The sequence below is a fragment of the Bartonella elizabethae F9251 = ATCC 49927 genome, from assembly GCF_000518165.1.
Taxonomy (GTDB): Bacteria; Pseudomonadota; Alphaproteobacteria; order Rhizobiales; family Rhizobiaceae; genus Bartonella; species Bartonella elizabethae.
Genome location: NZ_JADB01000001.1, coordinates 434697 through 455374 on the forward strand (window position 1 = coordinate 434697; position 20678 = coordinate 455374).

Genomic DNA, 20678 nt, shown 5'->3' on the forward strand with positions numbered 1-20678 from the left:
GCTATTAGGGAAGATTAAGGCATATTATTTCCATCGACCAGAAAGCAGGTCGGTTTTTATATCTATTTTCCCTGTGAGTCTTGCTTTGTAGACACCGTAATTTTCCATGACACGCATCACGTAATTCCGTGTTTCTGTATAAGGAATGCGCTCAATCCAATCAATGACGTGATCGAGAGATTGTCCACGAGGGTCGCCATAACGTTTTATCCATTCATTGACTCGGCGGGGCCCCGCATTATAGCCAATAAGCGTTAAGATATAGGATCCATTAAAACGTTCCAATTGTTCATTGAGAAAATAAGCCCCTAATGTTGCATTATAATAAGCATCACTGCCGAATTTTTTAGGAGACCACGCGATTGAATATTTTTTTGCGAGTGCTTTTGCTGTTGTAGGAAGCAATTGGAGGATCCCTTGTGCACCTGCTTTTGATATGGCTGTTGGATTAAATTCGCTTTCTTGGCGTGCAATGGCATAGATAAGCGATTTTTCTTCTACAGAAATATGAGCAGAAGCCGGTATAGCTCCCAGCGGGTGAGAAAGTGCCCCGACATTTTTACCCTGAAAAGCAGCCATTTTTCCGATTTTGAGGCTGGTATAATAGTCACCATTTTTTTCTGCCATAACAGCCAGAAGAGCTAATTCACCTGGGCTTTCTATTTTTTTTCCGAGTTCTCTATAAAAAATTTTAGCAAAATCAGCATAGCCAGCTTCTTCAAGACGTTGAATTGCTTTGATAGCTTTTCGTGCACTAAAATGTTGTCGCTCAGCATTTGTTGGTTTAGGAAAGGAAATGTTAAGCCTTTTTTGATTGAGTCGCGCAGCGGCTAATTGACCATAATAAGTTGCACCAAAATGAGCGGCGCGATGAAAGTAGTGCTGAGCATTTTTATGTTCTCCTAGCGTTTCTGCGGTTCGTCCCATCCAGTAATATCCACGTGATGCAGAAAAAGGTAAAGAAGAAAGTTGAGGAATGCGTGAAAAATGCTGCATGGCTAATTTAGGGTTATGAAGAAATCGTAGTGCGTACCATCCTGCATGAAACTCAGCATCGATGGCTAATGCAGATGTCATGCCAGTATGCATCGCAACGAGTTGATAAGCCATTTTGGGTTTGTTTAAATCGAGCATTTCGCGAGAAAGGGCGCGTTGCTCTTTCCACAAAGAATGAGGGTTCATAAGATGGAATGCATCTTTTGATGTTTTCATCATAAGTGCTGCGGCTGCATCATATTGCTCTGTTCGCCGAAGATGGCGCATTCGAGCAAACTGGAAGAGAGGATCTTTTTTCCATGTTCTCTCGACAGCGCGTAATTTTTGTGTCGCTCTAGGATCATTTTTTTCAACGGCCACAAAAGCATCAAAAAGAGATTGAGCGTGGGCTAATTTTGCAATACGTGATGCTGAATCAAAACGATGTGCATACAACATAAACTGCATGCGTTTTAAATGATCAATAGGTTTTAAGGCCGCACTTGCACTTTTAAGAACGAACACTTCTTCTTTTGCATTAAGCGGTGTTTTATGCCACCACGGTGCAAGAACATGTTGAGCACGAGTGGTTTGTCCCATCGCAATAAGTGCTTTAGCAAAGAGAGCCATTCCTTGTGCTGTAAGAGGGGGATGATGAGAAAATTTTTGGATGATGGCGCGTGTGACATTGGTTTCGTTAAGAAAAGCACGTTCAGCATTGCGTTGCATCGTCTCTATACCGGGCCATCCTTTTAGCATGTTGATGGCATTATATATTTCAGAACTTGGTATATTATCTTGGTTTGATAGCCCCAGCGCCCATGTTAAAATATAACGATCAAGGCTATGTTTTTCCAGTGAATTACGAAGACTTATTGTTTTTGCAATATTGTTGTTTGCAAGGGCATCTAGCCCAGCCTTTAGTTGTCTGAGTGTCGCAGTATTGTGCGATGTCGTGTGTCTTTGTTGAAGAGGTTGAGCTGTTTGTTTGACAGTAAGAGCGGTGGGGCGTGCCGAAGGGATTGGTGCTTTCCCATGTAAAAGAGGTGTTTGTGCATAGGCATTTGAAAATAAAATTCTTATTGCCAGTATAAGTGTAGTAAAGGTTGCTACGAAAAGAGAGGTGGAAAATACACGCATAGAGAAAAGACCTTGAGACCTTGCTTTTTGTAAAAAAAACCTAAGGCTTTATAGAATACAAGCATGAAAAACACGTTAATACAGACGGCTTATTTTAAAGAAATGTTCAAAATCTAAGGAAGAATATGTTGATCTTATGAAGGCTTTTTTTGAAATTCATCTTGCTTCGATGATAGAGCAAGATTATGCTCTATTTAAAATTTATAAAGGCGATTATTAAAAAAATAAAAGCGAACATTATAGGGAGTTGATCATGCTCAAGGGAGCTATAACTGCGCTTATTACACCATTTGATCATAAGGGTGCAATTGATGAGAAAGCGTTTTGTGATTTTGTTGAATGGCAAATCACACAAGGGATTAACGGTGTAAGCCCTGTTGGGACGACAGGTGAATCAGCAACTTTAAGTCATGAAGAACATAAGCGAATTATAGCATTGTGTGTTGAGCAGGTCGCAAAGCGTGTTCCTGTTGTTGCTGGAGCAGGGTCCAATAGTACAAGTGAGGCTATAGAACTCGCACAACACGCGCAAAAAGCTGGTGCAGATGCCGTTTTGGTTGTTACGCCCTATTATAATAGACCCAATCAGTCTGGTTTATATAAGCATTTTTCTTCCATTGCCAAAGCTGTTTCTATCCCGATTATAATTTATAATATTCCGGGTCGTTCTGTTATTGATATGGCTGTGGAAACGATGAGAGACCTTTATCGAGATTTTAACAATATCATTGGTGTTAAGGATGCAACGAGCAGAATTGAGCGCGTGAGTGAACAAGGTGAAAAGTGTGGTAAAGATTTCGTGCAGCTTTCCGGTGATGACTGTACAGCATTAGGTTTTAATGCTCATGGAGGCGTCGGATGTATTTCAGTTTCCTCCAATGTTGCTCCAAAACTTTGTGCAGAACTTCAAGCTGCTTGTTTTCATGGGGATTATAAAACAGCACGGGAATTAAATGATCGTCTCATGCCTCTCAATCGTGCTGTATTTATTGAACCTAGCCCTGCAGGGATTAAATATGCTGCTGCAAAATTAGGATTTTGTGGTGAGACAGTGCGTTCTCCAATTGTTCCATTAACACAGAGCACCAAGAAGATTATTGATGCAGCTCTTAGTCATGCGGGTCTTTTAAAAGCATAAAATGATATTGACAAAGCCATGAATAAAAAAAAGAACGCGTCTGTGCGGAAAATAATTGCTGACAATCGTAAAGCACGTTTTAATTTTGAAATTCTTAATAATCTTGAGGCGGGTCTTGTTCTTCAAGGAGCGGAAGTAAAGTCTTTACGTTCTAATCATGCTAATATTGCTGAAAGCTATGCCAGTTTTGAAAATGGGGAATTATGGTTAGTCAACAGCTATATTCCTGAATATACGCAGGCTAATCGTTTTAATCATGAGCCGAGACGTTTGCGTAAATTATTACTTTCAAAACGTGAGATGGCACGTTTTTTTAATGCAACATCCCGAGAGGGAATGACACTTGTTCCTCTCAAACTTTACTTTAATGAACGTGGGCGCGTTAAGTTAGAGATTGCTCTAGCCCGTGGAAAAAAACTTCATGATAAGCGCGAAACGGAAAAAAAACGTGATTGGGGACGTGAAAAAGCAAGACTTTTAAAAAGATATGGATGATCGGCTTGGATATGCTTTATTGATTTAGCATTGATCTAAGTATGTTTTTGCCTCTTGAAAAATTTGGTGAAACATAGCGTCTGTCAAGCGGCCAGTATTGGTATTATAACGAGAACAGTGATAGCTGGAAAAGATGCGTAATCTACCAATGTTATTGATTGTGCCATGTCCAAAAGGATGCGCTAAAACTTTTGCATTAAGAGCGCGTATGGTTGAATGGTGTGCAATGGTGCCTAAGGTAATAACGGCTTTAAGTTTGGGAAGATTTGTTAAAAGAGGCGAAAAAAAAGAGCGGCACGTGTTAATTTCCGCACCGGTAGGTTTATTTTCTGGTGGAACACAACGAACAGAGTTAACGATTGCAGCATCAATCAGTTCAAGAGTATCATCTGCTCTTTCCTCAAAAGTTCCTTGCGCAAATCCAAATTTTTTTAAAGTGGAATAAAGTAAGTGTCCAGCATAATCACCCGTAAATGGACGTCCAGTTCGATTGGCGCCGCGTAATCCAGGAGCAAGACCAACAATGAGAAGACGCGTTGTATCTGCTCCTTTATAGGGAAAGAAAGGGCGGACCGGTGCGTTATACCAACTTGGTTCTTTCACACGCCAGTCAGCGATAAACTGATGGAGCCTAGGGCATAAATTGCAATTTTTGGGGGGCTCTGGGCAAAGCGATGTTAATGGGCTATTCATGGCGTTAGGCATCAGTTTTTTTATTCTTTTGAGTCTTTCATGGCATATATGACGGGTGATGTTTTTATAAATAATCTAGAATATCAATAAACTATTTTAGAAGAAATTTTAATATGAACTTATGGCTAATGATAATGAAACGAGAGGCAATCTTTCTCTAATTCATTCGATGAATAAGCGTGCAATACATATAATGTTTAAAGAAAAAATTCTGTCTTTCATAAATATAAATACAGTATCATAAAAAGTATGCATAAGATTGTTGTTATTAGAAAGGATTTTTAAGAGCTGTTTTTTCTGTTAAAAGAATAAAGACCTCAAAGAGGTATTTTGTCAAGAAACACCTTCCTTTGCTCAAATCCAATCTATTGGAATTGTTTGAAGCGCAGCTTTGATAACAAGCATGAGCAGGATATACATTTTTATATAAAGTTTCCAAGAGTTTTCTCAAATAAGTCCTTTAAGCAAAAAATATGAAAGCGTGTGTTGTTTTTCTTGTGTTTTATTTTGATTATTGTATATACTCTCCTAATCCACTATTAAATTTTTTTATTTGAGAAAGAGGCATAAATGGCCCGCGTAACGGTAGAAGATTGTATTGATAAAGTTGATAACCGCTTTGAATTGGTACTTTTAGCAGGTCATCGGGCGCGTCAGATTTCACAAGGAGCGCAAATTACAGTCGATCGTGATAATGATAAAAATCCAGTTGTTGCTTTGCGTGAAATAGCAGAAGAAACGTTGTCGCCTGCTGATTTAAAAGAAGATCTTATTCATTCGCTACAAAAGCATGTGGAAGTAGATGAGCCAGAAATGGCAAGTGAATTTATCACCCATTCAAGTGAAGCTGAAAGTGTTTTTAATTCATCATCGCAAGAAGAAGGAGCTTCATTTGATCAGATGTCAGAAGAAGAGCTTTTAGCAGGGATTGAAGGTTTGGTTGTTCCAGAAAAAAGTGACGACTATTAATTACGGCGGTTGGTATTACAGGAGTGAAGAATAGCTTGTCATATAAGGAGCGATTATTTTTCTTGTCCTTTATTGATAAGGTGTGTTCAATAAGGATTAAAGGTGTGAAAAGATAAAGGATATGCTCGTATGATGCGTCAGTGTGAGCTTGTTGAGCGTGTTCAACGTTACAAGTCTGACGTAGATGAGGCTCTTCTAAAAAGAGCCTATGATTATGCAATGAAAAAGCATGCACATCAAAAGCGTGCTTCAGGTGATCTTTATTTTTCTCATCCTTTAGAAGTCGCTGCTATTTTAACAGATATGCGATTGGACGAGGCAACGATTGCTGTTGCTCTTTTGCATGATACAATTGAAGATACAAGTGCTACACGAGCAGAAATTGATCAACTTTTTGGTTCTGAAATTGGGAAGTTGGTTGAAGGGCTTACAAAGCTTAATAAGCTTGATCTTGTATCAAAGAAAGCTGTACAGGCAGAAAATCTTCGTAAACTTCTTATTGCCATTTCTGATGATGTTCGTGTGCTTTTAGTTAAACTTGCAGACCGCCTTCATAATATGCGTACCCTTGGCGTTATGCGTGATGATAAACGTCGACGAATTGCTGAGGAGACAATGGATATTTATGCGCCACTTGCGGGCCGTATGGGGATGCAGGATATGCGCGAAGAATTAGAGGATCTCTCTTTCTTTTATTTAAATCCAGAAGGTCATCGTACGATTACCAATCGACTTTCTGAATTATCAAAGCGCAATCGTGATTTGCTTTCCACAATTGAAAATGAATTGACAAAACTTTTTTTGGAAAATGGCATTAAAGCAGATGTTAAAAGCCGTCAGAAAAAATCTTATTCCGTTTTTCGCAAAATGGAAAGCAAAGCATTATCTTTTGAACAGTTATCGGATATTTTTGGATTTCGTGTGATTGTTGAATCCGTGAATGATTGTTATCGTGCTCTTGGTGTCATTCATACGACTTGGCCGATGGTTCCTGGTCGTTTTAAAGATTATATTTCCATACCAAAGCAAAATGATTATCGTTCTATTCATACAACTATTGTGGGACCTTCGAGACAACGTGTTGAATTGCAAATTAGAACGGCTGCCATGAATGAGGTTGCTGAATATGGAGTTGCTGCCCATTCCATATATAAAGAGCAGGGTTCCAATTATTCGACTTCGAAGTTATCAAGCGAAACGAACGCCTATGCGTGGTTACGTCAAACGATACAATCTTTATCTGATGGAGATAATCCGGAAGAGTTTTTAGAACACACAAAACTTGAGCTTTTTCAAGACCAAGTTTTTTGTTTTACACCAAAAGGTCGATTAATTGCTTTTCCTAAAGGCGCGACACCTATTGATTTTGCTTATGCTGTCCACACAGAGATTGGTGATTCTTGTGTGGGCGTAAAGATCAATGGTCGTATTATGCCTTTAATGACTAAATTAAAAAATGGTGACGAAGTTGATATTATCCGTTCACACGCTCAAATTCCGCCCGCTGCGTGGGAATTTCTTGTTGTCACAGGTAAAGCGCGTTCAGCTATCCGACGCGCAAGCAGAGCAGCGGTGCGTAAGCAATATTCAGGCTTAGGATATCGTATTCTTGAGCGTTCATTTGAATATATGGGAAAACAATTTTCAAAAGATGTTTTGAAGAAAGTTTTACCGCGTTTGGCGCGTAAAGATGTAGAGGATGTCTTGGCTGCTGTTGGACGTGGAGAATTGTTTTCCGCTGATGTGATTAAAGCGGTTTATCCTGATTATCAAGAGCGTGTAGTCCAAAAATCATCTTTTAAGCCAGGGGAAGAAGGGTGGTTCAATATTGAAAATGCTCAAGGGATGATTTTTAAGGTTCCAGAAAATGAAAAGGATGCAATGATAGAGGATCATCAATCTAAAGCCTTACCTATTCGAGGAACCCGTGGAGATATACCTGTCCGTTTTTCACCAGAAGGAGCAGTGCCTGGAGATCGGATTGTTGGTATTATGCAACCAGGTGCTGGGATCGTTATTTATCCAATCCAGTCTTCGGCGTTGATGGCCTATGATGATCAGCCAGAACGATGGATTGATGTCCGCTGGGATATTGATGCTCAAATGAATGAACGTTTTCCTGCGCGAATAAATATTTTGGTTGTCAATAGTCCTGGTTCTTTAGCTGAAATTACGCAAATAATTTCTGCTAACGATGCCAATATCCAAAATTTATCTTTGATCCGAACGGCACCAGATTTTACAGAAATGATGATTGATTTGGAAGTTTGGGATTTAAAACATTTGAATCGTATTTTTTCTCAGTTAAAAAAGGCAAATTCAGTCAGTACAGTACGGCGGGTTCATGGATAACAAGGAAGATTTTGCAATGAATACACAAGATGTCATTGATATTTTTAAACAAGCAGATGCTATTCTAGAAGGGCATTTTATTTTAACATCGGGACGCCATAGTGCAACTTATATGCAAAAGGCAAAAGTGTTTATGCATGCTGACTTGACGGAAAAACTCTGTCGTGGATTGGCTGAAAAAATCAAAGAATCGATCAAGGAACAAATTGATTATGTTGTTGGTCCCGCAATTGGTGGTCTTATTCCTTCCTATGAGACTTCACGTCACCTTGGTGTTCCTTCTCTTTGGGTAGAGCGTGTCAATGGCGTCTTTGAATTACGACGTTTTGAAATCAAGAAGGGTGCGCGGGTTGTTATTGTTGAAGATATTGTGACAACGGGTCTTTCTATTCGTGAGACCGTTGAGGCGTTGGCGGCGGCAGGAGCAGAGGTTTTGGCAAGTGCATGCATCCTTGATCGTTCTGGTGGTAAGGTTGATGTTGGCGTTCCGTTAATTGCGCTAGCTGAATATGAGATTGCTTCTTATGCGAGTGATGAACTTCCTGCAGATCTTTCTGCTCTTCCAGCGATTAAACCAGGCAGTCGAAATATTTAATTGTCTTTCTATTTTTTTTTATGCAAAAACTTAAAAAGATTAATTTGGATGATATAGATTATTTTATCATCAAAAGATGTATATTGAGAGTCATATGCTTTTTCGTCGTCGAAAACCAGTAGATTTTGTAACGCGTATTCGACTTTGGTTGTGGCCACGTCGTTCATTTTCTCGCTCATTTTCTTACATACACAAACGTATTTTGCGTATATCAGCAACACCACACGAAGTTGCGTTAGGGTTTGCTATTGGTATTTTTTTAGCCTGTTCCCCTGTCTTCGGGGTGCATATTATCTTGGCAATATTTTTTTCTTGGATTTTGCGTGCCAACTTTGCGGCTGCAATCATTGGGACGGTTTTTTCTAATCCACTCACATTTTTATTGATTGTCATGGCGGATTATAAAGTAGGGTATTTTTGTTTATCGCTTTTTAGCGATGTCAATGAGATTTCTCTTTCTCAAATTCGTGCTCTGTTTAATGGTTTGACAGTATCAAATCTCTCTCTCCTTTTTAAAGGGGCATGGGATACAATTATGAGTCCTATGATTTTAGGTGGAACTCTTTTAGGTGTTGTTTTTGGTGGTTTATCTTATATAGGTGTTTACAGAGCAACGGTTCGTTTTAAACAAAAGCGATATCAAAAGATTATAAAAAAAAGGCGTTTAAAGAAGCGTTCGTCGTAAGAAAGATTGGGTAATATCTTATGATTGTTGGACTTGGAAATGATTTGGTTGATATACGACGTATTGAGAAAATGTTAGTTCGTTATGGCGAGCGTTTTATTCAACGTATTTTTACAGATATTGAAAGGCATAGATCTGAAAATCTCAAAAAAAAATCTTCTTCTTATGCGAAAAGATTTGCCGCTAAAGAAGCATGTGCTAAAGCCTTAGGGACAGGAATCGCTTGTGGGATCAATTGGAAAGACATGGGGGTGGTTAATTTGTCCTCCGGGAAACCAATCATGCAATTAACAAATCGTGCGCAGGGTCAACTTCAAAAGTTATTACCTCCTCATCATGAGGCGGTTATTCATCTCAGCATAACAGATGATTTTCCTTGGGCGCAGGCATTTGTTATCATTGAAGCACTTCCACGTGGATAGATGGCGTGAGAGATTGTGCTTTTGTTATTTGGATATTATGATGAAAAAAAGTTATATTTGTGATGGGAAGGCAGTTGGTGATGGTCCAAAAAGATAAAGTGCATAAAAAAGAAAAAAAAGGTGGTATTCTTGAATTAATTTCTGTTTTAGTACAGGCTCTGCTTCTAGCAGCGTTTATTCGGACACTTTTTTTTCAGCCTTTTAGTATTCCTTCTGGTTCCATGCGTCCTACTTTATTGGTGGGGGATTATCTCTTTGTTTCTAAGTATGCATATGGGTATTCTCATTTTTCCATTCCTTTTTCTCCTCCTCTTTTTTCTGGACGTATTTGGGCATCCCAACCTCAACGGGGAGATGTGGTCGTTTTTCGTTTACCAAGTAATCCGAAGATCGATTATATAAAACGCGTTATTGGGCTGCCAGGTGATCGTATACAAGTTCGTCAAAGTGTTCTTTATATTAATGATAAGGCTGTTTCTCGTCACTTTATGGGAGAGATTGATAATTCTGATATAACGGAAGTGAACTATCCTGTTGAGGTCTATCGCGAGACATTGCCGAATGGTGTTCGCTACGATACGCTTGATTTAGCTTTCATCCCAAAAGTTGATGATACAAAAGTCTTTGAAGTTCCTGAGGGACATTATTTTATGATGGGGGATAACCGTGACAATTCAGATGATAGTCGTTTGGATGTAGGCTATGTTCCAGAAGAAAATCTTATTGGTCGCGCGAGCGTGATTTTCTTTTCTATCAGTAACGGTTCAAGTGCTTGGCAGATTTGGCGCTGGCCATTTGATGTACGTTGGAAACGTTTGTTTTCTTTCATAAATAAGGTTCATGATTTGCCGCTTATCAAGCAAGGAAACAACGATGAAACGTCTCATGATTGATCAGCTTTTCAAGCTGACGGGGCATCGTTTTAAAGATGAAGAGAAATTAAAAAGAGCATTAACACACGCGAGTGTGCAAGATTCGGAACAAGGGAATTATGAAAGACTAGAGTTTCTAGGAGATCGGGTTCTAGGGCTTTTGATTGCGGAGATGCTGTATCAACTTTTCCCTCAGGCAAGTGAAGGTGAATTATCAGTCCGTTTGAATCATCTGGTCAATGCGCAGACATGTGCTGATATTGCCCGTGAAATGAGGCTGCCTGATATGATCCAAGTCGGTTTTGAGATGAGAAATTTTGAAGGGCGTCGACTCATCAATATGCATGCAGATGTCGTAGAGGCTTTGATTGCTGTTATGTATCTTGATGGAGGATTGGAAAGCGTTCGTCCTTTTATTCAAAAATATTGGCAAAGTCGGGCAAAGAAAATGAATGCAGCTCGACGTGATGCCAAGACAGAATTACAAGAATGGGCGCATATCCAAGGCAATGCACAACCACATTATCAGGTCATCAAACGTTCAGGTCCAGATCACGATCCTGTTTTTATGGTAGAGGTTAGTATTTCAGGTTTTGCATCAGAGATTGGGCAGGGGAGCTCTAAAAGATATGCTGAAAGAATGGCCGCTGAAAAAATTTTGCGACGAGAGGGGGTATGGAAAAACGTGGGAAAAAATGATCATGAGTGACGTTATGAAAACGCGTTCTGGGTTTGTGGTACTTATTGGGATGCCTAATGCTGGTAAATCAACATTGGTTAATCAATTGGTTGGAACAAAGGTTTCAATTGTAACGCATAAGGTACAAACAACACGAACTTTAATCCGCGGTATTGTTATTCATGATGATGTGCAAATTGTTTTGGTTGATACACCGGGTGTTTTTCGTCCCCATAAGCGTTTAGAACGTGCCATGGTCTCTACTGCTTGGGGAGGGGCTAAGAGCGCTGATGTTCTGCTTGTTTTAATTGATGCTCAAAGTGGTCTTTCTGATGAAGTTGAGATGATGTTAGATATTGTAAACACTATGAAACAAGAAAAAGTTCTTGTTCTCAATAAGGTTGATACAGTTGTTAAATCATCTCTTCTAGCATTAACCACTCAAATAAATGAACGTGTAAAGTTTGCGCAAACATTTATGATTTCTGCTCTAAATGGTTCTGGTTGCAAGGATTTACTTCATGCGTTGAGTAACATGATGCAGGAGGGGCCATGGTATTATCCGGAAGATCAAATTTCCGATATGCCTATGCGTCACCTTGCTGCTGAAATTACGCGTGAAAAACTTTTCCTTCGTCTTCATGATGAGCTTCCTTATTCTTCAACGGTTGAAACCGAAAGCTTTGAAGAGCGTTCAGATGGCTCCGTTAAAATTAATCAAGTTATTTACGTAGAGCGTGAGAGTCAGAAGAAGATTGTTTTAGGAGCAAAAGGCGATACAATTAAAAGGATTGGTCAAGCAGCACGCAAGGAGCTTATGGAAATTATGGATCAAAAGGTTCATCTTTTTCTCTTTGTGAAAGTGCGTAATAATTGGGATACCGATCCAGAACGTTATCGCGAAATGGGATTGGATTTTTTAAAATAATGAAAAAATGAAGTGGAAAGAACAAGCTGTTATTCTTGGGGCTCGCCAATATGGTGAAACAAGTGTTATTCTTGAGGTTATGACGCGTGAACGCGGTCGTTATATGGGGGTGGTAAAAGGGGGGCGTTCGCGTCGTATGGCAGCTCTTCTTCAGTCTGGGAATTTTGTGGAGGCTGAATGGAGTGCGCGTTTAGAAGAACATTTGGGACTTTTTCGTCTAGAAGCACTTGATTTACATGCGGCGCGATTAATCTGTCTACCAGAAGCACTTTATGCTTTGCAATTGGTCGCTTTTCATCTGCGGCTTCTTCCTGAGCGTGATCCGCACCCCGCTTTATATGATATTTTACACCTTTTTATGCAGAATTTTGATGAACCATTTGTAAATGCGGAATTGCTGGTACGTTTTGAAATGCGGCTTCTTGAAGAACTTGGTTTTGGTCTTGATTTATCTTGTTGTGCTGCGACAGGTCGTAAGCAAAAACTTTATTACGTATCGCCAAAATCTGGGCGGGCTGTCTGTGAAGAAGCAGGGGAACCTTGGAAAAAAAAGCTTCTCATTCTTCCACAGTTTCTTGTGCAAAGAACGACTCGTCCTACTGATTTTAGGGATATAATAAATGGTTTTAACTTAACGGGTTTTTTTCTTATGCGTCATGTCTGGGAGCCACGAGATATAAAACAGCCGTCGGTGCGAATGAATTTGATACAGTTGTTTGAGCGTCGATTTGGTATGCAAGCATTTGTTTGTTGACCCAATCATAATTGAATAGAATGGAAAAATGGAAATTTTAAAGACAATTGCTGAAGTTCGCCAATATACTTCAGAAGAACGAAGTTTAGGCTTTTCGATTGGTTTAGTCCCAACAATGGGAGCTCTTCATGAGGGGCATCTGGCATTAGTACAGCGTGCAAAAGCAACATGTGATCGCGTATTGGTTTCTATTTTTGTCAATCCAAAGCAATTTGGACCTGATGAAGATTTTGATCAATATCCAAGAGACTTAAGAAGCGATTGTGCTTTATTGGAAAAAGCTGGTGTTGAATGTGTTTTTGCGCCTTCTGTGGAAGAAATGTGGCCCTTGGGAAATGATACAATTGTGCAAGTGGAAAAATTATCACGTATTTTGATGGGAAAATTACGTCCAGGGCACTTTTGTGGTGTAACAAGTGTGGTTGCTAAGCTTTTTAATATTGTTCAGCCTGATAAAGCTTTTTTTGGAGAAAAGGATTTTCAACAAATTTTAATTATTCGGCGTATGGTTGAAGATTTAGCTTTTCCTGTTGAAATTATTGGCGTCCCTATTTTACGAGAAGCAGATGGTGTTGCCCACTCTTCGCGGAATAAACTTTTAACATTAGAAGATCGTAAAGCGGTCAAAATTATTCCTGAAAGTGGAAAAGTGGCTCAAAAACTTTACCATGAAGGTGAGCGGTCGGTTGATAAATTATGCAAAATTGTTCGCAATATTTTACAAAAAGAAACGCGTGCAATCATTGAAGCGATAGATTTACGGGATATGGAAACTTTATGCGAGGTCAAAGGAACATTGAATAAACCAGCGGTTTTACTTCTTACTGTTCGCTTTGGTGAGGTACGGCTTATTGATCAATACATATTGCAAGAGAAGGGTGGAAAATGAGTATCCATAAAACTATAAAGCGTATAACATCTTCTCAAATACGCGAAAGAAAGGGACAACAGCCAATTGTTTCTTTAACAGCTTATCAAGCTTATACTGCGCGGATTGCTGACCCCTATTGCGATATCCTTTTGGTTGGTGATAGCGTTGGTATGGTTGTATATGGGTTTGAGACAACGCTTCCTGTTACTTTAGATATGATGATTTTACACGGGCAGGCTGTGGTGCGTGGATCTCAAAAAGCTCTTGTCGTTATTGATATGCCTTTTGGCTCTTATGAAGAAAGTAAAGAGAAGGCTTTTTTAAATGCATCGCGTATTCTTGCACAAACGGGGTGTGGAGCTGTAAAGCTTGAAGGTGGAGTTTATATAGCGGAAACAATAGATTTTTTATCTAAACGTGGCATACCAGTGATGGGACATATTGGTCTTACTCCCCAAGCGGTCAATCGTTTTGGTGGTTTTAAGACACAAGGACGGAAAGAGAGTGATTGGCAAAAAATTGAAGATGACGGAGCAGCGATTGAAAAGGCTGGTGCTTTTGCTATCGTTTTGGAAGGGATTGTCGAACCTTTAGCCGTAAAATTGACAGAAAAGCTTTCTATTCCAACAATCGGTATTGGCGCATCTAATCAATGTGATGGACAAGTCTTGGTGATGGAAGATATGTTGGGCTATGGTGCTCACGTACCCAAATTTGTACGTCGTTATGGAGACCTTGAACAAGCCATGAAAACCGCAATCAAAAACTATGCAGAGGATGTTACATCCCGTTCTTTTCCAGCGGATAGGGAAGTTTATAAACTGAAATAAATTTTAGTTTAAGTTAAAAAGTTCGACAAGAGAACATTTGTCTATTTTTATAATGAATGTACGTTATTTCATGTATTTTTGTATGCAATTTTAGCTATGATTTTTTTTCATGGTGTTTAATAGGGGCAGTCTTTCCATCCAAAACAGAATGTCATTGGAATGCTAATTTACGTACTTTTTAAAAGAAATATTTAGACACTTCATTCTATTTTGCGACGGTATTCGTGAATGCTATAATGGAAAAGTCCCTAGGGACTGTATAAACTTTATAAAGCACGACCATCTTTACGCTTCATAAAAAACACGTGGGTAGCATCACACACTTTGCCAACTTCCAATATTGTTGATGAACACTTGCCACTTAAGAGGGCTCATAAGCGGTATTTTTAGTCTTTTTTTACAGTTTTTATCCTTAGGGCTTTCTTTGCTTATGACGTGCAAGTAAGTGATTTTGATTGATTTAATATAAACAGATTTGAAATGAGTGAATCTTGCCATATTAGAGGGAACTCATTTAATGTGAAAAACGACAAATTATTATTATAAATCAGTGTGATGAATCTGTAATGAAAAAAAACAACAATGCGAAGAGCCTATAATCTTTGAGCATCTAGATCATTAAAGCGCGTTAAAAAAGCGTTTTCAATTTGTTGAGTAGAGGAGGGATGTAAATTTAGATCATCGGATGAAATATTATTGGGAGAGCCAAAATAGCGAAGGGCTTCTTCTGTATTAAATCCAGCAAATGTGATGGCTTCATGATATGCCGCAATACGATCGGCTTGTTTAATTTTTTTTAAAAGTTTTTGAGAAAGATCAACGGGCAGAGAAAAGCGCATGTGGATTGCATCTTGGATGCGCTTTTCAATGCGTTCATATTGTTTTCCTATGACAGCTTTAAAGGGTGAAATGATATCGCCAATGACATATTCTGGTGCATCATGAAGGAGCGCACAGAGACATTCATGCTTCAGCGACTGTGGAAAAAGTTTTCGAAATATTTGTTCAACCAAAAGTGAATGTTGTGCAACAGAATAGGCATATTCTCCTCGTGTTTGACCATTCCAACGTGCTACACGCGCAAGTCCATGAGCAATATCTTCAATTTCAATATCAAAAGGAGAAGGATTAAGAAGATCAAGTCTGCGTCCAGAGAGCATTCGTTGCCAAGCGCGGGCTTCTCCACTTTTTAATAATTCAGCTTTAGCCATGCGTATTTTCTATCGTACTTTCAGGAAAGGTAAAACTCATATTTTCAGCAATACTTATAGTGACAGGAATGTTTTTTACAGTAAAGGGAATGTTATGGTCCATAGCATCTTTGACGTGGTCAATACGCATCAAAGCGAGAGCTTCATTTGCAACGCATGTTCCCAAGTGGCCAAGCACTTTTGTTCCTGCTTCAATGTTCGATTGAGGGGGGAGATCACGCTGGCCTTTTACAATCAAGATACGGCGACGTGCTGCACGTCGATGGTGCATTCGTGAAACAATTTCTTGTCCAATATAACACCCTTTGTTGAAGGCTAATCCATTGATTTGATCGTAATTAATATCATGAGGAAAAACTTTGCCAACTTCATAGTCTTGATCACTTTCTGCAATTGCATAACGAATTCGCAATTGATTCCATGTGTCATAATTTTCTGAAGCCAAAAAAGGAACTTTGCTATAGATTCGTATTATTTTTTCTTGTTGTGGAAAGCGTTTATCAACAAAATTTGAATCAAAACTTAAAGTATCTGATTCATTTTTCCAAGAAACTACAACAACCCCTTGTAATGGTTGTGTAATTTCTACTTTTTTACGCAGTTTATAGAGCAACAGACGCTTATAGAGTATATCAGCCAAAGACATCACAATATCGATAAAATAACCATTCTCTCTTTTACCGATAAGAAAATCAGCAAGAACCTTTCCTTGTGGGGATAAGAGAGCTCCAGGGAAAATTTCTTGGGGACTTATTTTTTTTACATCTGTTGTGATCAGGGATTGTAAAAAATCTGTTGCTTCTTCGCCTGTAATTTGAATAATCTTGCGGTTTTTTAAGCAAATGGCATTTTGTTTTTCAATCATGGTTCTTGCCTTTCTGCTCAAAGTTACATAATCGATAAGTGAGCAATATGTAAGGAGCATGGCTATGTTTAAAACATTTGATACAATTTTTAAAGGTGCAACACTTGTGAATCATGATGGAAAAAGCAAGCGTGATATTGGTGTTACAAATGGCCGTATTGCTGAAATTGGGGACCTTACATGTGCCTCAGCTGGTGAGGTGATTGATTGTACGGGGCTTCATATTTTGCCGGGAATTATTGATAGTCAAGTGCATTTTCGTGAGCCAGGTAATGAATATAAAGAAGATTTGGAAAGTGGTTCATATTCTGCTGTCTTAGGAGGGGTTACAGCAGTGTTTGAGATGCCTAATACCAATCCATTGACAACGTCAGAAGAAACATTAAGCGATAAAGTTAAGCGCGGATTTCACCGTATGCATTGTGATTTTGCATTTTGGGTTGGAGGAACGCGTGAAAATGCTCATGAACTCTCTGAATTAGAAAGGCTTCCTGGTGCAGCTGGAATTAAAGTCTTTATGGGATCTTCTACTGGTGATCTTTTGGTTGATGATGATGAAAGTGTACGCCTTATTTTGCAAAATACACGCCGTCGAGCAGCTTTTCATTCTGAAGATGAGGAAAGGCTTAAAGAGCGTAAAATACTGCGTCTTGAAGGAGATGCATCTTCACATCCGATTTGGCGTGATGAGGTTGCGGCGTTAAAGTGTACACAGCGTTTAGTAAAAATTGCCCATGAAATGAGGGCACGCATTCATGTGTTACATCTTTCGACAGAAGAAGAAATTGATTTTCTCAAAAAACATAAAGATGTCGCAACAATTGAAGTGACGCACCATCATTTGACTCTCACGGCTGATGATTATAAACGGTTTGGTACATTAATTCAGATGAATCCACCTATTCGTGAATCGCGCCACCGTGAAGCTCTTTGGTACGGTGTTCAACAGGGGATTATTGATGTTTTAGGCTCAGATCATGCGCCTCATACCCTTGAGGACAAGCTTCAATCGTACCCCTCTTCCCCTTCAGGAATGACAGGAGTGCAAACAACGGCAGCCATTATGTTAACACATGTGAATGCGGGAAAAATGTCTCTTGAGCGTTTTGTTGATCTCACGTCACATGGCCCTAGTCGTATTTTTGGTATAAGCTGTAAAGGACGTCTTGCTGTTGGATATGATGCTGATTTGACCATTGTTGATCTTAAGCGAGAAGAAGTCATAACGAATAGCTTAATTGGTTCACGTGCTGGTTGGACACCTTATGATGGTCAAAAGGTTAAAGGTTGGCCTGTCGGAACGGTTATCCGTGGTATGCGCGTTATGTGGGAAGGTGAAATTGTTACACCTTCACAAGGAGAGCCTGTTAAATTTATAGAAACTTTAGTGTAAACAGCATCAGTTTTATTGTGTTATGCCAAAAACATCATCTTTTAGAGCGGTGATGTGATATAAGGCATATCAATTTCCTTAACACATAAATGTTTTTTAGTGCGTGATGAATGTTCTTAAGCTTTTTTGTAAAGTCTCAAAGTACATCACATAAATGGGAAGCCAAGTGGAACTCAATAGAACTTGGGCTATTTACAAACTAGGTTGGTCAGAATGTTCGTCCTTTGAGGTGTGGAGAGAAGCCAAGAGTGATACGGAAAAGCTGCTCATAAAAATACAAGCACACCGAAGCATTATTTTTCAAAAGTTTCTCTATTTTCGAGAAGACAATTTATTGCTCTATTCATTTGTGAGGAGGGCATCATTGATATCACTTAAATTGAAGAAGATGCTTTTTATACAGGTTAGTTATTATACTGCATGAGAAGATTTTCGGATAAAACTCTTCCTTCTTGAATATATTTTTGATTAGCTTCAATGGCTGCTTGTGTACAATGATGATAATTTTCTGAGAAAGCACGATACGCTTCATTAAATGCTTCATAAAAGTAAGCACGTCTTTGTGGAATGGGGTGTTCTGCTTCAATGAGTGCGTTCATATAGTCATACCATTGGTTTGTTGGCCATTGGTTTGTTGGAGGCTCACAAAGATTTTGGAGAAAATGCAGTGATCCTAAAATTTCTGCGAGGCGAAGTAATTTTTTCTCATAAGGTGGAGATTGTTGTGCAAAGGTTGGCATTGAAATGACAAGAAATATTAAAAGAGTGATTTTTCTCAATTTATGACGCATTATTTTGATTTCTTTCTTTGAATAAAACTCTGTACAGATAAAATAATTGTGTCATGAGAACGCTGTTAAAAAAGAGGGTTAATTGGTGACATTATTCTCAATGATTGATTATGAAATATAGGGCGTAAGAGAGAATAAGGAACCCATTGTAGAATATTGAAAATACTGATGAAGCTTTATGGGGTTAAAGTTTTAAGATTTGTTTCCTGTAATCTATTTTTCATATAAATATTCTATTGCCTATGGAATTTTTTCTAAACTTTTTTCCTTCAAGAAGGGAAAAGCTCTCTAAATCTATAGAAGGCTTTTGTCCAATGAAATAAAAGAGATTGTTTTTAGGATAAATGATAAAGACAGCCGTAAATACTATAGGGGAAGAAGAAGTGATGGTAAGGTGAAATTTTAGTCTAAACCGCATAATGTGATCATTTGAGAGAAGAGGCATTCAAAAGAACGGTGCGTAATATCGTTTACGGAGTATAATGATGAAAGAGTTGCGATTTTATAATACGCTGACACGTAAAAAAGAAAATTTTACACCAATAGATCCGACAAAAGTACGTCTTTATGTTTGTGGTCCAACAGTTTATGATTACGCGCATATAGGAAATGCACGCCCTGTCATTGTTTTTGATATTTTATTTCGCTTATTGCGTCATGTTTATGGCAATGATCATGTTCTCTATGCGCGTAATATTACTGATGTCGATGATAAAATTAATGCACGAGCCGCCCACGAATATCCAAACGTTTCACTAAATGATGCTATTCGTCAATTAACAGAACGCACATATTCTCAGTTTCAACAAGATACAATAGCACTTGGTTGTCTATTGCCAACCAGCCAGCCGCGCGCGACCGAGCATTTAGAGGAGATGCGCGCTCTCATCGAAAGATTGCTTGAAAAGGGACATGCTTATAAAGCGGAAAATCATATATTGTTTTCTATAAAGAGCATCAAAAATCCTCCCCATTATGGGGCATTTTCAAATCGTTCTTTAGATGAAATGAGGGCGGGGGCGCGTATTGATGTTGCTGCTTATAAGCGGGAAGAGATGGATTTTGTTTTATGGAAGCCTTCTGTGGAAGGAGAGCCAGGTTGGGAATCGCCAGGCGGAATTCCTGTTTTAGGTCGTCCAGGTTGGCATATTGAGTGTTCTGCCATGTCAATGGCAAAGTTATTAGCGCCCTACGGTGGTGGTTTAACTTGTGCTGATCCAAATGCGAATATTTTTGATATCCATGGTGGTGGTCTTGATTTAATTTTTCCTCACCATGAAAATGAGATTGCACAAAGTTGTTCAGCTTTTGGGACAGAGCGAATGGCTAATTTTTGGATGCATAACGGCTTTTTACAAGTTGAAGGCAAAAAGATGTCAAAAAGCTTTGGCAATTTCATAACTATTCGTTCTGTTTTAGAGAATAATTTTTTGGAGTTTAATGGTGTGTTGGCCGATGAAATGAAGGAAAATTGGGCGGGTTTGTCGGCACGTTTTTCGATGCTCCAAACGCATTATCGTGAACCATTAAATTGGACAGCGCAGCGTTTAATGCAATCGAGCAGTGAACTATATCGTTGGTATGAATTGCTTCGCAGTAAAAAGAGTATGATGGAAAACAATGAAGCGATTGATGATACTTTGATAGATGCTCTTAGTGATGATCTTAATACGCCAAAAGCATTCACTCTTTTGCGAAAATTTTATAAAGCAGGGGATGCTTGGGCTCTTGCCAATGGGATGAATTTGTTAGGATTATTACGACAAGAATGGATTAAAGAAATAGATTGCCCATTATTTATGAAAAAAACATCTCTTGATTCAAAATTTATTGATCAACGCATTGCCGAAAGATTGTGGCTTATCCATAATAAAGAGTGGGAAGCTGCGGATACAATTCGTGATGAGCTTGCAGCCGAGGGGGTTCTCTTAAAAGATAGTAAGGATCCGCAGAGTGGTGAGCGCATAACCGTGTGGGAAATAAAACGATTCTAATTTCTCTATTCCAGCAGTTCTCATAA

The 20678-nt window shown here is 38.9% G+C and carries 20 protein-coding genes; 15 read left to right on the forward strand and 5 right to left on the reverse strand.

Translation table 11 applies throughout. The annotated features are described in order from the left end of the window. Positions 1 to 24: 24 nt before the first annotated feature. Positions 25 to 2115 carry a lytic transglycosylase domain-containing protein gene (locus tag T429_RS0102110; protein ID WP_005773779.1) on the reverse strand — a complete coding sequence of 697 codons (2091 nt, stop codon included), beginning with the start codon at positions 2113 to 2115 and terminating at the stop codon, positions 25 to 27. 253 nt (positions 2116 to 2368) lie between these two features. Between T429_RS0102110 and dapA the strand changes: the two genes are divergently transcribed. Beyond that, a complete protein-coding gene (dapA, locus tag T429_RS0102120) occupies positions 2369 to 3253 on the forward strand; it encodes a 4-hydroxy-tetrahydrodipicolinate synthase (protein WP_005773778.1) in 885 nt (294 codons plus the stop codon). A gap of 18 nt (positions 3254 to 3271) precedes the next feature. Next, entirely contained in the window at positions 3272 to 3748 is a 477-nt protein-coding gene (gene smpB / locus T429_RS0102125) for an SsrA-binding protein SmpB (protein WP_005773777.1), read from the forward strand. Between the two features lie 24 nt (positions 3749 to 3772). Here smpB and T429_RS0102130 read toward each other — a convergent pair whose 3' ends face one another. Next, positions 3773 to 4441, reverse strand: a complete 669-nt coding sequence (locus tag T429_RS0102130; protein WP_026500843.1) for a uracil-DNA glycosylase — start codon at positions 4439 to 4441, stop codon at positions 3773 to 3775. Between the two features lie 570 nt (positions 4442 to 5011). Between T429_RS0102130 and rpoZ the strand changes: the two genes are divergently transcribed. From rpoZ to panB, 11 genes are all read left to right on the forward strand, one after another. After that, positions 5012 to 5410 (forward strand): DNA-directed RNA polymerase subunit omega, encoded by a 399-nt coding sequence (gene rpoZ / locus T429_RS0102135; protein ID WP_005773775.1) that lies wholly within the window; start codon positions 5012 to 5014, stop codon positions 5408 to 5410. A gap of 129 nt (positions 5411 to 5539) precedes the next feature. Then, positions 5540 to 7762: a RelA/SpoT family protein gene (locus T429_RS0102140; protein ID WP_005773774.1), complete on the forward strand. Its 2223-nt coding sequence runs from the start codon at positions 5540 to 5542 to the stop codon at positions 7760 to 7762. A 16-nt stretch (positions 7763 to 7778) separates the two neighbouring features. Continuing rightward, entirely contained in the window at positions 7779 to 8357 is a 579-nt protein-coding gene (gene pyrE, locus T429_RS0102145; protein ID WP_005773772.1) for an orotate phosphoribosyltransferase, read from the forward strand. 94 nt (positions 8358 to 8451) lie between these two features. Further along, positions 8452 to 9042 carry a DUF2062 domain-containing protein gene (locus T429_RS0102150; RefSeq protein WP_005773771.1) on the forward strand — a complete coding sequence of 197 codons (591 nt, stop codon included), beginning with the start codon at positions 8452 to 8454 and terminating at the stop codon, positions 9040 to 9042. Between the two features lie 20 nt (positions 9043 to 9062). Beyond that, positions 9063 to 9464 carry a holo-ACP synthase gene (gene acpS / locus T429_RS0102155; protein ID WP_005773770.1) on the forward strand — a complete coding sequence of 134 codons (402 nt, stop codon included), beginning with the start codon at positions 9063 to 9065 and terminating at the stop codon, positions 9462 to 9464. An 80-nt stretch (positions 9465 to 9544) separates the two neighbouring features. Continuing rightward, the gene (lepB, locus tag T429_RS0102160; RefSeq protein ID WP_005773769.1) at positions 9545 to 10357 is read left to right on the forward strand and encodes a signal peptidase I; all 813 of its coding nucleotides are present in this window, start codon (positions 9545 to 9547) and stop codon (positions 10355 to 10357) included. After that, positions 10338 to 11045 carry a ribonuclease III gene (rnc, locus tag T429_RS0102165; RefSeq protein WP_005773768.1) on the forward strand — a complete coding sequence of 236 codons (708 nt, stop codon included), beginning with the start codon at positions 10338 to 10340 and terminating at the stop codon, positions 11043 to 11045. Before lepB ends, rnc begins: the two co-directional genes overlap by 20 nt. Then, positions 11038 to 11943: a GTPase Era gene (gene era, locus T429_RS0102170; protein ID WP_005773767.1), complete on the forward strand. Its 906-nt coding sequence runs from the start codon at positions 11038 to 11040 to the stop codon at positions 11941 to 11943. Before rnc ends, era begins: the two co-directional genes overlap by 8 nt. A 7-nt stretch (positions 11944 to 11950) precedes the next feature. Beyond that, a complete protein-coding gene (recO, locus tag T429_RS0102175) occupies positions 11951 to 12697 on the forward strand; it encodes a DNA repair protein RecO (RefSeq protein ID WP_005773766.1) in 747 nt (248 codons plus the stop codon). Between the two features lie 28 nt (positions 12698 to 12725). Continuing rightward, entirely contained in the window at positions 12726 to 13586 is an 861-nt protein-coding gene (panC, locus tag T429_RS0102180; RefSeq protein ID WP_005773765.1) for a pantoate--beta-alanine ligase, read from the forward strand. Further along, positions 13583 to 14398 carry a 3-methyl-2-oxobutanoate hydroxymethyltransferase gene (panB, locus tag T429_RS0102185; RefSeq protein WP_005773764.1) on the forward strand — a complete coding sequence of 272 codons (816 nt, stop codon included), beginning with the start codon at positions 13583 to 13585 and terminating at the stop codon, positions 14396 to 14398. The genes panC and panB overlap by 4 nt, the downstream gene beginning before the upstream one ends. A 593-nt stretch (positions 14399 to 14991) precedes the next feature. On the opposite strand, the gene T429_RS0102190 is transcribed toward panB, so the two are convergent. Both T429_RS0102190 and ygfZ read right to left on the reverse strand, forming a co-directional pair. Beyond that, positions 14992 to 15609, reverse strand: a complete 618-nt coding sequence (locus tag T429_RS0102190) for a YfbR-like 5'-deoxynucleotidase (protein ID WP_005773762.1) — start codon at positions 15607 to 15609, stop codon at positions 14992 to 14994. Next, positions 15602 to 16474 (reverse strand): CAF17-like 4Fe-4S cluster assembly/insertion protein YgfZ, encoded by an 873-nt coding sequence (gene ygfZ / locus T429_RS0102195; RefSeq protein WP_005773761.1) that lies wholly within the window; start codon positions 16472 to 16474, stop codon positions 15602 to 15604. Before ygfZ ends, T429_RS0102190 begins: the two co-directional genes overlap by 8 nt. Positions 16475 to 16538: 64 nt before the next feature. Here ygfZ and T429_RS0102200 point away from each other — a divergent pair, with 64 nt between their 5' ends. After that, positions 16539 to 17867: a dihydroorotase gene (locus T429_RS0102200; protein ID WP_005773760.1), complete on the forward strand. Its 1329-nt coding sequence runs from the start codon at positions 16539 to 16541 to the stop codon at positions 17865 to 17867. A gap of 404 nt (positions 17868 to 18271) precedes the next feature. Here T429_RS0102200 and T429_RS0102210 read toward each other — a convergent pair whose 3' ends face one another. Continuing rightward, positions 18272 to 18658: a TIGR02301 family protein gene (locus T429_RS0102210; RefSeq protein ID WP_005773759.1), complete on the reverse strand. Its 387-nt coding sequence runs from the start codon at positions 18656 to 18658 to the stop codon at positions 18272 to 18274. Positions 18659 to 19143: 485 nt separating this feature from the next. On the opposite strand from T429_RS0102210, the gene cysS reads away from it, so the two are divergent. Beyond that, positions 19144 to 20652, forward strand: coding sequence for a cysteine--tRNA ligase (gene cysS / locus T429_RS0102215; protein WP_005773758.1), 1509 nt, complete (start codon positions 19144 to 19146; stop codon positions 20650 to 20652). The last annotated feature ends 26 nt before the right edge of the window (positions 20653 to 20678 follow it).